Here is a 15,368-nt window from a genome sequence, read left to right as displayed (position 1 = left end):
AATGATGGGCACGTGAACGGGGTTTGCCGGCTCTGCGGGTGGACTGGGCGGGCACGGTTTCCGTACTCCGCTGACAGCCCCCAGGCCGGCACCTAGATTTACTGTCCATAAGAAGTTCAGTCTACAGGAGCAACCGCCGCCAGCCCCCGACCGCCCGCGTCCCCGGCCGCGCCGGATTCACCAGCTCTGCGGGACGGGCCGGCCCTCCTCGTACCCGGCCGCGGACTGGATGCCTGCCACGGCGCGTTCCCGGAAAGCGGCGAGATCGGCAGCGCCGGCGTAGCTCATGGAACTGCGCAAGCCCGCGGTGATCATGTCCAGCAGGTCCTCGACGCCGGGCCGGGCCGCGTCGACGTACATGCGGGAGGTGGAGATGCCTTCCTCGAAGAGGGCCTTGCGGTCCTTTTCGAAGGCGCCCTCGCGTTGGTTGCGGTTCTGCACCGCCCGGGCGGACGCCATGCCGAAGCTCTCCTTGTACTGCCGGCCCGAGGCGTCGAGCTGCAGGTCCCCGGGGCTCTCGTGCGTACCGGCGAACCAGGAGCCGATCATGACCTGGCTGGCCCCGGCGGCCAGGGCCAGCGCGACGTCGCGCGGGTAGCGGACCCCGCCGTCGGCCCACACCCGGCCGCCCGCTTCCCGGGCCGCGGCGGAACATTCCAGGACGGCGCTGAACTGCGGGCGGCCCACGGCCGTCATCATGCGCGTGGTGCACATGGCGCCCGGACCCACGCCGACCTTGACGATGTCCGCCCCGGCCTCGATGAGCTCACGCGTTGCCTCGCCGGTGACGACGTTGCCGGCGACTACCGGCACGCCGGGGTTGAGACCCTTCACGGCGGCGAGGGCGTCGAACATTTTCTGCTGGTGCCCGTGCGCGGTGTCGAGGACCAGCACGTTGACGCCGGCCGCCAGCAATTCGGCGGCCCGCCCGGCCACGTCCCCGTTGATTCCGACGGCGGCGGCGACCTTCAGCCTGCCCTCGTCGTCCAGGGACGGCCGGTAGAGCGTGGCGCGCAGGGCGCCCTTACGGGTGAGCACGCCGGCCAGGACCCCGTCCTGCTGCACCGGTGCGTAGTCGGTTCCGGCGGCGTCCATCGCCTCAAAGGCGCCGCGGAGGGCCTGCGCAGCATCGGCCGCCGACCCGCCCCCAAACAATCCGCCGGCGAGCGGTCCGGCGTCGAGCACCAGCGGCTGGTGGCGGATGACGGAGGCCAGGGACGCGAAACGGTCCTGGCCCTCGCAGTCGGTGGCCCGGACAACACCGGTGACCGCGCCGGAGTCGTCCACCACCACAACGGCCCCGTGCGGCCGCTTGCCCATCAGGTGGAGGGCATCAATGACGGTGTCCGTGGGCGCGAGCGTGACGGGGGTTTCCAGGACCGGGTGGCGTCCCTTGATCCAGGCCGTGACGTCACGGATGACGTCGAGCGGGACGTCCTGCGGCAGGACGCCAAGGCCGCCGCGGCGGGCCATGGTCTCGGCCATCCGCTTCCCCGTGACCGCCGTCATGTTCGCCGCCACCAGCGGGATCGCGGAGCCGGTCCTGTCGTCGGCCGCGAGGTCGACGTCCAGGCGGGAGGTGACATCGGACCGGGACGGGACCAGGAAGAGGTCCGAGTAGGTCAGATCGGCGGTGGGCTCATTCAGGAAACGCACTGCTGCTCCTTTGCTGGCACCCGCAGCTGGCACCGTCGGCGACAAACGGGTTCTCACTGCATTCTAGGTGGGTTTCCGGCGGGGCCGGCACCGCCTCCGGCGCCGGGGCCAGCACCGCGTCCGGCCTCGCGCAGGGCACCGCATGAGGGCCGCATCCGGGGCCGATTCTGCAACTCTTCTTCACCGCAATTCGGCGGCTGCCGGGGCGGATCATGATTTGGGTCACGCTTATTGGCGGTTTGGCAAGAATCCTCACTAGACTGGCATGGGTCTGGGTTCACTGGACGCAGAGACTGGCTCAATCGTTGTGCCGAGGCACCGTGGAAGCCAGAGGGAATCAAACTCACGGAAGAGGCGTATTTCAAGTGCCAGAGCAGCCTAGCCACCGTCTACCAGAGGAATTTGGCGGAAACGAGTGGCTCGTTGACGAACTGTATGAGCGTTACCAGCAGGACAAGAACACGGTCGACTCCAAGTGGTGGCCCCTGTTCGAATCCTTTGAAGCTAGTGACGCCTCTCCCGCCAACGGAACGTCCGGCACCGCGACAGCTGTGCATCCTGCCACCCGTGAACTTCCCGTTGTAGCGCCCGCCGCCGCTCCGGCTGCACCTGCGCCCGCCGCCCCCGCCGCCACGGCTGCGCCCGCAGCCCCCGCCGCCCCGGCTGCGCCCGCCGCCAAGAAAGCCCCGGCCACCGTCGCCCGGGACGGCTCCAAGACTTCCGACGCCGGCCCCGGCACCGCGCCGATCCCGGCGCAGCTGCCCAAGAACCTCAAGGCCCCGACGGCTCCCGAAGAAGACGTCGTCTCGGTCCTGCGCGGCCCGGCCAAGGCGATCGCCTCGAACATGGTCACCAGCCTGGAAGTGCCGACCGCCACGAGCGTGCGCGCCATCCCGGCGAAGCTCCTGATCGACAACCGCGTGGTCATTAACTCCAACCTGGCCCGCGCCCGCGGCGGCAAGGTCTCCTTCACGCACCTGATCGGCTACGCCGTCATCCGCGCCCTGTCCCAGTTCCCGTCGATGAACGTCTACTACGACGAGATCGACGGCAAGCCGGTGGCTGTCCAGCCGGCGCACGTGAACTTCGGCATCGCGATCGACATGCCCAAGCCCGACGGCACCCGCCTGCTCATGGTCCCGAACATCAAGAAGGCGGAGACCCTCAACTTCTCCGAGTTCTGGCACACCTACGAGGACCTGATCAAGCGTGCCCGCAACGGCAAGCTGACCGCGGACGACCACTCCGGCACCACCGTGTCCCTGACCAACCCCGGCGGCATCGGCACCGTCCACTCGGTCCCGCGCCTGTCCAAGGGCCAGGCCGCCATCATCGGCGTCGGCGCACTGGACTACCCGGCCGAGTTCCAGGGTGCCAGCGAGAAGATCATCGCGCAGAACGCGATCAGCAAGGTCCTCACGCTGACGTCCACCTATGACCACCGCGTCATCCAGGGTGCCGGCAGCGGCGAGTTCCTCAAGCTCGTGCACCAGCTGCTGCTGGGCGCACAGAACTTCTACGACGAGATCTTCGAGTCCCTGCGCATCCCCTACGAGCCCGTGCGCTGGAGCCCCGACCTGCAGGTGGACCCGGCCGACGAGATCAACAAGGTCGCCCGGATCCAGCAGCTGATCCACGCCTACCGCGTGCGCGGCCACCTCATGGCGGACACCGATCCGCTCGAGTACGTCCAGCGCAAGCACCCGGACCTCGATGTCCTGACCTACGGCCTGACCCTGTGGGACCTGGACCGCGAGTGGCCCACCGGCGGCTTCGGCGGCAGGCCGATGCTCAAGTTCCGCGACATCCTCGGCGTCCTCCGTGATGCCTACTGCCGCACCGCCGGCATCGAATACATGCACATCCAGGACCCGGCCGAGCGCAAGTGGTTCCAGGACCAGCTGGAGCACCCGTACTCGAAGCCGAGCCGCGACGAGCAGCTGCGCATCGTCTCCAAGCTCAACGCCGCCGAGGCCTTCGAGACCTTCCTGCAGACGAAGTTCGTCGGCCAGAAGCGCTTCTCACTCGAGGGCGGCGAGTCCCTGATCCCGCTGCTGGACGCGATCATCTCCGACGCCGCCGACGACGAACTCGACGAAGTGGCGATCGGCATGGCCCACCGCGGCCGGCTCAACGTGCTGACCAACATCGCGGGCAAGACCTACGCGCAGGTCTTCCGCGAATTCGAAGGCACCCAGGACCCGCGCTCCGTGCAGGGCTCCGGTGACGTCAAGTACCACCTGGGCACCGAGGGCACCTTCACCTCGGACAACGGCAAGGAGACCAAGGTCTACCTCGCCGCGAACCCGTCCCACCTTGAGGCCGTCGATTCCGTCCTCGAAGGAATCGTCCGTGCCAAGCAGGACCGCCTGGACCAGGGCGAGGCGTTCCCCGTGCTGCCGATCATGGTGCACGGCGACGCCGCCTTCGCGGGCCAGGGCGTGGTCGCGGAAACGCTCAACCTCTCCCAGCTGCGCGGGTACCGCACCGGCGGCACCATCCACATCGTGGTCAACAACCAGGTCGGCTTCACCACTGCACCGTCGTCCTCGCGTTCCTCCACGTACTCCACTGACGTCGCCAAGATGATCCAGGCACCGGTGTTCCACGTGAACGGCGACGACCCGGAGGCCGTGGTCCGCATCGGGCAGCTTGCCTACGAGTTCCGTCAGCGGTTCCACAAGGACGTTGTCATCGACATGGTCTGCTACCGCCGCCGCGGCCACAACGAGGGCGATGACCCCTCGATGACCCAGCCGCTGATGTACAACCTGATCGAGGCCAAGCGCTCGGTCCGCAAGCTGTACACCGAATCACTGATCGGCCGCGGTGACATCACCGAGGAAGAAGCCGAGCAGCTGCTGCGGGACTACCAGGAACGCCTGGAACGCGTCTTCGCGGAAACCCACGCGGCCCAGACGTCCCCGATCCCGATCATCACGGCCGATTCGGCCGCGGTGTCGGACCTGGAACGCCCGATGGCCCAGCAGTCCGATTCCGGCGTCAGCGCGCCGGTATCCACCGCGATCTCCGCGGAGACCCTGGCCCGCATCGGCAAGGCCCACACCGATATCCCGGACGGCTTCACCGTCCACGCCAAGCTCAAGCAGCTGCTGGAGAAGCGTGAGGCGATGTCCCGCGAAGGCGGCATCGACTGGGGCTTCGGTGAACTGGCCGCGTTCGGTTCGCTCATCATGGAAGGCGTCCCCGTCCGGCTCGCAGGCCAAGACTCGCGCCGCGGCACCTTCGTGCAGCGCCACGCCGTCTTCCACGACCGCGCCAACGGCGACGAGTGGCTTCCGCTGTCCCACCTCTCGGATGACCAGGCGAAGCTGTGGATCTACGATTCGCTGCTCTCCGAATACGCCGCCATGGGCTTCGAATACGGATACTCGGTGGAACGCCCGGATGCGTTGGTGCTCTGGGAAGCGCAGTTCGGTGACTTCGTCAACGGCGCGCAGACCATCATCGATGAGTTCATCTCCTCGGCCGAGCAGAAATGGGGCCAGCGGTCCTCGCTGGTTCTCATGCTGCCGCACGGCTACGAGGGCCAGGGCCCGGACCACTCCTCCGCCCGCATCGAGCGCTTCCTGCAGATGTGCGCCGAAGAGAACATGATCGTGGCCAACCCCACGACGTCGGCCTCGCACTTCCACCTGCTGCGCCGCCAGGCGTACAGCAGGCCGCGCAAGCCGCTCATCATCTTCACGCCCAAGCAGCTGCTCCGCCTCAAGGCCGCCGCGTCCTCCGTGGAGGACTTCACCACCGGCTCGTTCCGCCCGGTCATTCCGGAACACGCGCAGCTGCAGGCCGACGCCGTCGAACGCGTGCTGCTGGTCTCCGGACGCCTGTACTACGATCTGCTGTCCACCCGGCAGAAGACCGAGAACAAGACCACGGCGATCGTCCGCGTCGAGCAGCTGTACCCGCTGCCGGCCGACGAGATCGCCGCGGAGCTGGCCAAGTACCCGAACGCCGAAGTGGTCTGGGCGCAGGATGAACCGGCCAACCAGGGTCCGTGGCCGTTCATCGGCCTGAACCTGCCGGACGCCCTGGACCGCCGGGTCCGCCTCATCTCCCGCCCCGCCTCGGCCTCCACCGCGGCAGGGTCGATGAAGCGCCACGCGGCAGAACAGGACTCCCTGCTCAAGCAGGCATTCGCTCGTAAATAGCGGCATTACTGCCCGGCCGGAGACTGAAACAACAACACTCCGGCCGGGCGGTTCTGTTTAATGGACTATTAGTGGTCAGCTTGATGGACAGCGTTGAAGTGAAGAGGTAGTCGTGGAAGATCGGAAGCTGCGGATCGCAGCCGTTGGGGACGAGCTGTTGGCCGGGCTTGGTGATCCGCGCGCCTTGGGCTGGCTGGGCCGGGTCCTGGCCCGCACGCCGCAGGACAGCGTGGCCCTGGAGTGCTACTCCCTGCCATGCCCCGAAGAGGGCACCGAGGGCCTTGCAGCCCGCTGGCTCGAGGAGTCGGGCCGACGATTCGGCAACCACCACGAAAACCGCCTGGTGATCGGCCTGTCAGGACGCGACATTGAGTTCGGCCTGTCCACTGCCCGAAGCCGCCTGAACCTGGCCAACATCCTGGACTCCGCCTCCCAGAACAAGATCGAGGTCTTCGTCGTGGGCCCGCCGCCCACGCTCGACCCCGCACAGAACCGCAGGCTCGGCGAGCTCAACACCGCCTTCGCCGACGTCACGACGCGCCGGAAGCACCTCTATGTCGACACGTTCTCGCCGCTGCTGAACCACGAGCAGTGGCGCCAGGACCTCGCGGCCAACGGCGGCACGCCCGGCCAGGCCGGCTATGGCCTCATGGCCTGGCTCGTGCTGCACCGCGGCTGGTTCCAGTGGCTGGGCCTGGACACTCCGGAATAGGCGGGTAAGCAGGCAACCGGTCGCGCCGGGTCCCACCCTCCAGGGGATTTCGCGATATATCTTGACCTGCCGGCAAGCGCGATATATCGTGACTTCATAGTCGCGATATATCGTTAGTTGCCCAGCCCCTTTCGCCTTTCCGGAGGAACCATGTCAGAGAACACGTGGACCGTGACCGGCCCGCAGACCATCGACGTCGACGGCGTCCACTCCCTCAAACTCGGGATTGTCCGCGGCCGCTTCGACGTCGTCACCCATGACGAGGACGTTGCCAGGATCGAGGTCTCCGAAATCGAAGGCGATCCCCTGTCGGTTTCGATCGTCAACGGCCGCCTGGAAGTCCGCCACCAGCTGCACGGCCCGCAGGGCTGGTTCAAGAACCTGATGAGCACCGTCAACAACGGCAGCAGCAACTCGGTGGTCATCAGCATCGCCCTGCCGGCCGGCGTCGAGGTCGAGGCCGGGACGGTGAGTGGCGACGGCATGGTTTCCGGGCTCAGCGGCCACACCCGGCTCAACACCGTCTCGGGATCCGTGCTGGCCGACGGCACCGCCGGCAACCTGTCCGTCAACACTGTCAGCGGCGAGGTGATTGCCCGCAACCACCGCGGCGTCCTGACCGCCAAGAGCGTCTCCGGTGAAGTGACGGCCTCGGGCGAATTCAGCAACATCCGGGCGAACACCGTCAGCGGCGACCTGAACTTCGACCTGCACGGCTTCACCCATGACTTTGGCGCCAATTCGGTCTCCGGCGACGTCACCATCCGGCTGCCGCACGACGTCGGTGTGGACATCGTGGCCAAGTCCGCCAGCGGCGCGGTGGTCATCGATGACACGAGGTACGTCCAGCCCGGCGGCACGGTGCAGACCATTGCGGGACCGGACGCCAAGCTGATGCTGGTCCGGACCAACTCGGTCTCCGGAAAAACGTCGCTCTTCCACGGCCAGCCCAGCCCGGACACCGAAACGGCCCTCTGATGCCTCCCGTCTTCGCCCACGGGGCGCTGCGGCTGTACCTGCTCGCCCTGCTCGAATCGGGCCCCAAGCACGGCTACGAGCTGATCAAGGCGCTCAGCGAGCGTTTCGGCGGCACGTACTCCCCCAGTGCCGGAACCATCTACCCGCGCCTGGGCAAGCTCGAAGAGGAAGGGCTCGTCGCCACCCGCACGGAAGGCCGCCGCACCAACTACAGCATCACTCCGGCCGGCCTCACGGAACTGAACCGCCGGCGGGACGAACTCGCCGGCGTCGAGAACGACATCTCGGCGTCGGTCCGCCGGCTTGCCGACAACCTGCGCCAGGACATCCGCGTCAACATGCGCGGCCTCCGGGCCGACCTTGCGGCCACGGCGGAGGCGGCCCGGACCTCGGCCCGCGCCGCCGGTTCTGCCGGCGGGACGGGCACTGCCGGCGGCGCGGGAAGCCCGCGGTACTCCCCGGAGGGCGAACGGCGGCTGAAGGAGGCGGAAATGCTGGTGCAGGCGTTCCGGGACGACATGCGGGTGGAACTGCGCCGTCATGCCGGGAGCCGTCCGGTTACCGCCGTCACGCTCGAAACGGTCAGGACCGTGCTGGACCAGGCCCGGATCTCGATCCGAAATTCGTTGGAGGGCTGAGGCCGGGCCGGACCGGCCGCGGCCCGTAGCACGGGCCTCCGGTTCGCGGCGGGTGCCGCGATGTGGGAGACTTGAGGGCAGCTCTTTTGAGTACCAAGATTAAGGAGGCCAGCTATGAGCAAACGTGCACGTAAACGTCGTGACCGTAAGCGTGGCGGCGCGAACCACGGTAAGCGCCCCAACGCCTAAGCAAAGCTTGGAATGACAGCTTTAAACGAATGACCCCGGAATCCTCACGGATTCCGGGGTCATTCGTTTATGTCGGCTCAGGCTTCCCTGGTCCGGCTCACGCTTCCACTGTCCGGATCGAGTGAATCCGGTCCAGGATGGAGTTCTTGAGGTTTTCCGGAGCTGCTTCCGTGCACGAACGCTTGACCATCACGCGGATGACACATTCGAGGTCGTACTGCTCCAGGCACTCCGGGCAACTGTCCAGGTGGTCCTTGATCTCTGCGATGTCTGCACGCGTGAGCGCACCATCCAGATATTCATAGATACGTTGCATCCGGGCGTCATCGCAATCGCCCAGTCCCTGGCAGTCGCTCATTTCCTGTTCTCCTGTTTGTTGCTGTCGGCCGCGGCGCTTGACTCGGTGGCGGCCCTGAATCCTCGTTCGGCGGCATAGTCCGCCAGCATGTCCCGCAGCATCTTCCGGCCGCGGTGCAGCCGCGACATGACGGTCCCGATGGGGGTGTTCATGATGTCCGAAATTTCCTTGTACGCGAAACCCTCGACGTCGGCGAAGTACACGGCCAGCCGGAATTCCTCCGGAATCGACTGGAGGGCGCGCTTCACATCCGAGTCGGGCAGGTGGTCCAGGGCCTCAGCCTCCGCCGAACGCAGTCCCGAGGACGTATGCGACTCGGCGCGGGCCAGCTGCCAGTCCTCGATGGTGTCCGAATTCGACTGCAGCGGCTCGCGCTGACGCTTCCGGTACAGGTTGATGTACGTGTTGGTGAGGATGCGGTACAGCCAGGCCTTCAGATTGGTTCCGGGCTTGTACTGGTGGAACGCGGAAAACGCCTTCGTATACGCCTCCTGGACCAGGTCCTCGGCGTCGGAGGGGTTCCGGGCCATCCTCATGGCCGCCGAATACAGCTGGTCCACGTACTGCATGGCGTCACGCTCAAAGCGCACCCGGCGCTCTTCCGCGGACTCGGTGGAGACATCAAGGGGCTTCCCGTCCACCTCGGTCTCCAAAGCGGCGGGCGTGCCGGCATCAGGTGTCTTGGTGGGCGTGGCGTCGTTTCCGGCAACCTCGTGCATGGCCGCAACGGCCGGGTCCATGGTGCTCATTGCGTTCAAGTCTACTGTCACCTTCCGCCGGGCACCCGGAACCGACGGAAGCGCGAGGGTCCATGATTGCCCGGAACCGGCTTCCGGTTCCGCCCTGTCTTTGACCAGAGTCAAATCTCCGCCTTCGTTAGCCTGCTGGGATCTGCCTTTCACAACCACGTCCTGCGGGCAAATATTCCGCAAAAGTGCAAGACTAGAACCGGTTCTCCCGCAGTGAAGCCGCTGTTCGTCCATCCAGGAGGAAATTCATGTCGTTTGTCCGCTTTCTCGCCCGGCCCATGCTCGCCTCCAGTTTCGTCCTCGCCGGCATGGACAAGCTCAAGAACGCGGATGACACTGCGGCCCAGCTGTCCCCCCTGTTGCGGCGTGCGGCCGACGCCTTGCCGTTCCAGCCAAATGAGAAAGTCGTGGCACGCGTGATCGGCGGCACCCAGATCGGTGCCGGCGTCTGCTTCGCCCTCGGCAAGTCCGCCCGGCTGGCGGCCACCCTGCTCGCCGTCATTTCGCTCCTGAACGGCTACGTCGAATGGCGCAGCGCGGACATCTCCTCGAAGGAAGCCCGCGACGCCCGCCGCAAACAGCTCCTGAAAAACGTCTCCCTCACCGGCGGCGTGCTCCTCGCCGCGGTCGATACCGCCGGCAAGCCCAGCCTGGCCTGGCGCGCCGGGCACCTGGCCGCCGATGCCAAGAAGAGCGCCGGACACCTCGCCGCCGATGCCCGCAAGACCACCAACAAGCAGCTGAAGAAGGCCGACAAAGTCGTCCGCAAGGCCGTAGACCACTCTGCCGGGGCCTAAGACGGTAATGACTGGCACCACCCCCTCTGCAGCTGCCCCGTCCCACCCTGCCGGCGCCCATGCAGCCGGTCCCCATGCAGCCGACGCCGGTACGCACTGGCCCGCCCCCTTCGCCGCACGGCCGGTCGATGCCACTGTCACCGTTCCCGGATCCAAGTCCCTGACCAACCGGTACCTCGTGCTCGCCGCCCTCGCGGACGGACCTTCCCGGCTGCGGGCTCCCCTGCACTCCCGGGATTCCGCGCTGATGATTGAGGCCCTGCGGCAGTTGGGGGCCACCGTCACGGAAGTGCCCGGCGACGGCGCCTTCGGCCCCGACCTGGAAATCGTCCCGATCAGCATGGATGCCGCGGCGGCGGACACGGCGATCGACTGCGGCCTGGCCGGCACGGTCATGCGCTTTGTGCCGCCGGTGGCCGCGCTGCGCCGCGGTGAGTCCCGTTTCGACGGCGACCCGCATGCCCGCAAACGCCCCATGGGCACCATTATCGAGGCTCTCGCCGGCCTGGGTGTGGCGGTGACCGCGCCCGACGGCGGTCCGGCGTCGTCGTTGCCGTTCACGGTGCACGGCTCGGGCGAGGTGCGCGGCGGCCACCTGGTCATTGATGCCAGCGCTTCGTCCCAGTTCGTCTCCGCCCTGCTGCTGGCCGGGGCGCGCTTCACCGAGGGACTCCACCTCGAACACGTCGGCAAGCCCGTGCCGAGCCTGGACCACATCAACATGACCGTGGCCGTGCTGCGCGGCGTGGGCGTGGCGGTCGACGACTCGGTGCCGAACCACTGGGTTGTCTCCCCCGGCCCGATCCGCGCCTTCGACGTCCGGATCGAGCAGGACCTCTCGAACGCCGGACCCTTCCTCGCGGCGGCCCTGGCCACCGGCGGCACCGTGCGGATCCCGAACTGGCCCGCGGAAACCACCCAGGTGGGTGATCTCTGGCGCGGAATCCTGACCGCTATGGGCGCCACGGTGACGGTTGACGGCGGCACCCTGACCGTCAGCGGAGGGCCGGAGATCAAGGGCGGCGACTTCGACGAGACCAGCGAACTCGCCCCCACCGTAGCCGCGCTGTGCGCCCTCGCCACCGGCCCCTCACGGCTGGGCGGCATCGCCCACCTCCGCGGCCATGAAACGGACCGGCTCGCCGCCCTCGTCGCCGAAATCAACCGCCTCGGCGGCGACGCCGAAGAAACCCCCGACGGCCTCATCATCCGCCCGGCCGCGCTGCACGGCGGTGTGGTGCACAGCTACGCCGACCACCGCATGGCAACCGCCGGCGCCATCCTCGGCCTTGCCGTAGCCGGCGTGGAAGTCGAGGACATCGCAACCACGGCCAAGACCATGCCCGATTTCCCGCAACTCTGGGAAGCGATGCTGGCCCAGGGACCCGCCGCAGATGAGGACACCGCCGGTGGCACGCAGCACTGATTCCTGGGACGAGTCCGACGTCCGGATCCGGCCGAACAAGAAGGGCACCCGGCCCCGCACCAAGGACCGGCCCAGCTACGACGACGCCGTCACCGGACGCATCATCACCGTTGACCGCGGCCGCTACACCGCCGTCGTCGGCGAGGGGACCGCGGACGAACGCAAGATCATCGCGGCCCGTGCCCGGGAGCTGCGCCGCAACCCGGTGGTTGCCGGCGATTTCGTCTCCCTGGTCGGGGACGTCACCGGCGAGCCCGACACCCTGGCGCGGCTGGTCAAGATCCAGGACCGCAAGACGCTGCTGCGCCGCAGCGCCGACGACACGGACCCGATCGAACGTGCCGTCGTGGCCAACGCCGACCAGCTGGTGGTGGTGGTCGCCGCCGCCAACCCCGAGCCGCGGACCGGTTTCATCGACCGCGCACTGGTCGCCGCGTACGACGCCGGCATCGAACCGCTGCTGCTCGTCACCAAGGCCGACGTCAAGGATCCCGCCGAGCTGCTGTCCAACTACCAGCACCTCGACTTCCCCGTCATCATCTCCAAGACCGCCGACTCCGCCGCTTCCGGCATCGACGCCCGCTCCGACGACGGGCTCTCCGCCCGGCTCGACAAGGACGCGGTATCCCAGCTGCGCGACTACCTCGACGGCAAGGTCACCGTGATGCTGGGCCACTCCGGCGTCGGCAAGTCAACCATGGTCAACGCCCTGACCGGGGCCGAGCGGGCCACGGGAGGCGTGAACGCGGTCACCGGCCGCGGCCGCCACACGTCCTCGTCGGCACTGGCGCTCAAAGTCAACGATGCCCCGGCCGGGAGCTGGATCATCGACACCCCCGGCATCCGGTCCTTCGGCCTGGCCCACGTGGACCCGGACCGGATCCTGCGTTCCTTCCCGGACCTGGAACCGGGCACCGATGATTGCGAACGCGGCTGCAAGCATGACTCCACCGCCGTCAACTGCGGGGTCGACAAGTGGGTTGCGGCCGGGCACGCGGGGCCCTCGGGACCGGCCAGGCTCGCGTCCCTGCGCCGGCTGCTGGGCACTGACCCGCGGATGGAAGCGCAGGAAACCAAGGAACTGGGCACCGTCTCCTAGCCGGACCGGCAACGGGGCGGCGGCGCCGAGCCGCGGCCTCCCGCCCGGCAGCCCGGTTTGACGGTAGTTTGGAACCATGAGCCAACCCGCTTCGAGCTACAACGATGACCTGCGCCTTGCCCATGTACTGGCAGATTCGGTCGATTCCCAGACCATGAGCCGCTTCAAGGCGCTCGACCTTCGGATCGAGACGAAGCCCGACCTCACACCCGTCACCGATGCCGACAAGTCCGCGGAAGAGGCCATCCGCGGCCAGCTCTCCCGGTCACGTCCGCGTGACGCGGTCCTGGGCGAAGAGTTCGGCAGCTCGGGCCACGGTTCCCGCCGGTGGATCATCGACCCGATCGACGGCACGAAGAACTTTGTCCGCGGCGTCCCGGTCTGGGCCACCCTGATCGCCCTCGTCGATGAGGGCGAGCCGGTGGTCGGCGTCGTCAGCGCGCCGGCACTGGGCAAGCGCTGGTGGGCCGCCAAGGGTGCAGGCGCCTACACCGGCCGCTCGCTCGCCGCCGCCACACGGTTGAAGGTATCCAACGTCTCCAATCTCGAGGACGCGTCGCTGTCCTACTCCAGCCTTGGCGGCTGGAAGGAACGCGGGAACCTGGATGAGTTCCTGGGCCTGACCGAGGAAGTGTGGCGGACCCGCGCCTACGGTGACTTCTGGTCGTACTGCCTCGTGGCCGAGGGCGCCGTGGACATCGCCTGCGAACCCGAGCTGAATCTCTACGACATGGCCGCCCTGGTGCCGATCGTGACCGAGGCCGGCGGCCGCTTCACCTCGCTCGAAGGCGAGGACGGCCCCTTCGGGGGCAACGCCCTGGCCACCAATTCGATCCTGCACTCGGAAGTGCTCAAGCGGCTCAACCCCGGACTCGACGACCTCTTCCAGGCCCACCCGAACAACTGATCCGCGCCCGTAATATTCCGCTTCACAATCGGCGGCCGCCTTTTCCCCGGCTGCGCCAATGTCCTACGCTCGATGCAGGTCACGAGTGCCAGCGCTAAACCCCGGTTTGCTGGCCGGCAACCCTCCAGTCGCGGTGGGGTGCCCCGGGTGACGACCTGGCCGGTCCGGAACGGACCCGGCAAGCGCGGATTCCCACGGTGTGGGGTCCTGTTCGAGTGAGGTCCCATGACAACTGCCATTTTCCCCGTTGCCCCTGAATTCCATGCACGGCTTGCCCTCGCGGCCCGCCCGCTGGCAGCCGTCACCGGGGCCGAAATCCAGGCCCCGCTGATCACCGGCGGCCACGCGCGCTACGCCAACCTCGACTACGGCGCCTCCGCCCCGGCCCTGTCCGTGGTCTCGGCATACCTGAACGAAATCCTGCCGTACTACGCAAGCGTGCACCGCGGGGCCGGCTACGCATCGCAGATCAGCACCTCCGTCTACGAGAACGCCCGGGACATCGTGCGGGACTTCGTGGGCGGCCGGCCCGGCGATTCCGTGATCTTCACGCGCAACACCACCGATTCCCTGAACCTGCTGGCCGGCTGCCTGCCGCTGCGCGACGGGCGGCCCGCGGGCGAGGTCCTCTACCTCGACATCGAACACCACGCCAACCTCCTGCCCTGGCAGAATGTCCCGCACCGCAGCGTCGTGGCCGCCGCCACCCTCGCGGCCACCGTGGACCGCCTGCGCGACGAACTCGCCCGCGGCGGCGTCAGCCTGCTGGCCGTCACCGGCGCCTCCAACGTCACCGGGGAGATCCTCCCCATCCGGACCCTGGCCGCACTGGCGCACGAATACGGCGCCAGGATCGTTGTCGACGCCGCGCAGCTCGCCCCGCACCGGCGGATCAATATCGCCGCGGACGACGTCGATTACCTCGCCTTCTCGGGGCACAAGCTGTACGCCCCGTTCGGCGCCGGCGTGCTGGTGGGACGGACGGACTGGCTCGACGCCGGCACCCCGCACCTGGCCGGCGGCGGCGCGGTCCGCGATGCCCGGCTCGACTCCGTCAGCTGGACCACAGGACCCGCCCGGCACGAGGGCGGCTCGCCGAACGTCCTCGGTGCGGCGGCCCTCGCCCGCGCCACCCAGGTCATTGCAGCCCTGGACCCGGAGCAGTGGCAGGCCCACGAGGACGCCATCCGGTCCTTCCTCGTCGAGGGCCTCCAGGGCATCGAAGGGGTAACCGTGCACCGGATCTTTGCCGATTCTGCTTCCGATTCTTCCTCCGCTTCTTCCACTGGAGGCGATCAGCCGGACACCGGCACGATCGGCGTCGTGAACTTTTCCGTGGCAGGCTACGACGCCGGACTGGTGGCCGCCTACCTGTCGGCCGAACACGGCATTGGCCTGCGCGACGGCCGCTTCTGCGCCCACCCGCTGCTCAAGCGGCTCGGCCTGCCCGCCGGCTCCCTGCGGGCCAGCTTCGGCCTCGGCTCACGACTGGAGGACGCCGAACGCCTGCTGGCCGGCCTGCAGCAGCTGCGGCAAAACGGACTCGGCTGGGATTACGTGGTGGACGCCGGGCGCTGGGTGCCGGCCAACGATACCCGCAGCTACCCCCACTGGGCGCCGAACACCCCGGGCACGGCCGGCGCTGCGCCCTGCACCCTCGACTAGCGCAGGACCGGGGCCCGGCGCG

The 15,368-nt window shown here is 68.0% G+C and carries 13 protein-coding genes and 1 riboswitch; of the genes, 10 read left to right on the top strand and 3 right to left on the bottom strand.

Features of this window, described 5'->3' with window-relative positions; genetic code table 11:
- Positions 1 to 177 precede the first annotated feature (177 nt).
- Entirely contained in the window at positions 178 to 1,656 is a 1,479-nt protein-coding gene (locus tag ARTB_RS14725; RefSeq protein ID WP_243181231.1) for a GuaB1 family IMP dehydrogenase-related protein, read from the bottom strand.
- Between the two features lie 365 nt (positions 1,657 to 2,021).
- Here ARTB_RS14725 and ARTB_RS14720 point away from each other — a divergent pair, with 365 nt between their 5' ends.
- The 5 genes from ARTB_RS14720 to ARTB_RS21975 all read left to right on the top strand — a co-directional run bounded on the left by ARTB_RS14720 (position 2,022) and on the right by ARTB_RS21975 (position 8,345).
- Complete coding sequence (locus tag ARTB_RS14720; protein ID WP_243181230.1) at positions 2,022 to 5,828, top strand: multifunctional oxoglutarate decarboxylase/oxoglutarate dehydrogenase thiamine pyrophosphate-binding subunit/dihydrolipoyllysine-residue succinyltransferase subunit; 3,807 nt, start codon at positions 2,022 to 2,024, stop codon at positions 5,826 to 5,828.
- Positions 5,829 to 5,940: 112 nt separating this feature from the next.
- Positions 5,941 to 6,540, top strand: coding sequence for a GDSL-type esterase/lipase family protein (locus tag ARTB_RS14715; protein ID WP_028277496.1), 600 nt, complete (start codon positions 5,941 to 5,943; stop codon positions 6,538 to 6,540).
- Positions 6,541 to 6,690: 150 nt separating this feature from the next.
- Entirely contained in the window at positions 6,691 to 7,518 is an 828-nt protein-coding gene (locus ARTB_RS14710) for a DUF4097 family beta strand repeat-containing protein (protein WP_243181229.1), read from the top strand.
- Positions 7,518 to 8,156: a PadR family transcriptional regulator gene (locus ARTB_RS14705; RefSeq protein ID WP_028277494.1), complete on the top strand. Its 639-nt coding sequence runs from the start codon at positions 7,518 to 7,520 to the stop codon at positions 8,154 to 8,156. The genes ARTB_RS14710 and ARTB_RS14705 overlap by 1 nt, the downstream gene beginning before the upstream one ends.
- Before the next feature lie 114 nt (positions 8,157 to 8,270).
- Positions 8,271 to 8,345 carry a 50S ribosomal protein bL37 gene (locus tag ARTB_RS21975; RefSeq protein WP_104061284.1) on the top strand — a complete coding sequence of 25 codons (75 nt, stop codon included), beginning with the start codon at positions 8,271 to 8,273 and terminating at the stop codon, positions 8,343 to 8,345.
- 97 nt (positions 8,346 to 8,442) lie between these two features.
- Here ARTB_RS21975 and rsrA read toward each other — a convergent pair whose 3' ends face one another.
- Both rsrA and ARTB_RS14695 read right to left on the bottom strand, forming a co-directional pair.
- On the bottom strand, positions 8,443 to 8,703 hold the full coding sequence (gene rsrA / locus ARTB_RS14700) for a mycothiol system anti-sigma-R factor (protein ID WP_018775287.1): 261 nt from the start codon (positions 8,701 to 8,703) through the stop codon (positions 8,443 to 8,445).
- Entirely contained in the window at positions 8,700 to 9,452 is a 753-nt protein-coding gene (locus ARTB_RS14695) for a sigma-70 family RNA polymerase sigma factor (RefSeq protein ID WP_156945176.1), read from the bottom strand. Before ARTB_RS14695 ends, rsrA begins: the two co-directional genes overlap by 4 nt.
- A 248-nt stretch (positions 9,453 to 9,700) precedes the next feature.
- Here ARTB_RS14695 and ARTB_RS14690 point away from each other — a divergent pair, with 248 nt between their 5' ends.
- From ARTB_RS14690 to ARTB_RS14670, 5 genes are all read left to right on the top strand, one after another.
- On the top strand, positions 9,701 to 10,249 hold the full coding sequence (locus ARTB_RS14690) for a DoxX family protein (protein WP_028277492.1): 549 nt from the start codon (positions 9,701 to 9,703) through the stop codon (positions 10,247 to 10,249).
- A gap of 7 nt (positions 10,250 to 10,256) precedes the next feature.
- Positions 10,257 to 11,675 (top strand): 3-phosphoshikimate 1-carboxyvinyltransferase, encoded by a 1,419-nt coding sequence (aroA, locus tag ARTB_RS14685; RefSeq protein WP_243181228.1) that lies wholly within the window; start codon positions 10,257 to 10,259, stop codon positions 11,673 to 11,675.
- Entirely contained in the window at positions 11,659 to 12,774 is a 1,116-nt protein-coding gene (gene rsgA / locus ARTB_RS14680) for a ribosome small subunit-dependent GTPase A (RefSeq protein WP_079553032.1), read from the top strand. Before aroA ends, rsgA begins: the two co-directional genes overlap by 17 nt.
- 76 nt (positions 12,775 to 12,850) lie before the next feature.
- Entirely contained in the window at positions 12,851 to 13,681 is an 831-nt protein-coding gene (gene hisN, locus ARTB_RS14675; RefSeq protein ID WP_028277489.1) for a histidinol-phosphatase, read from the top strand.
- A 77-nt stretch (positions 13,682 to 13,758) separates the two neighbouring features.
- Positions 13,759 to 13,872: riboswitch (SAM riboswitch) on the top strand.
- Positions 13,873 to 13,906: 34 nt separating this feature from the next.
- Positions 13,907 to 15,346: an aminotransferase class V-fold PLP-dependent enzyme gene (locus tag ARTB_RS14670; RefSeq protein ID WP_243181227.1), complete on the top strand. Its 1,440-nt coding sequence runs from the start codon at positions 13,907 to 13,909 to the stop codon at positions 15,344 to 15,346.
- Positions 15,347 to 15,368 lie beyond the last annotated feature (22 nt).

The organism is Arthrobacter humicola (assembly GCF_022803015.1).
Taxonomy (GTDB): Bacteria; Actinomycetota; Actinomycetes; order Actinomycetales; family Micrococcaceae; genus Arthrobacter; species Arthrobacter humicola_A.
Note: the sequence above shows the minus strand (reverse complement) of the source record. Positions and strands in the feature narration are given on the sequence as shown.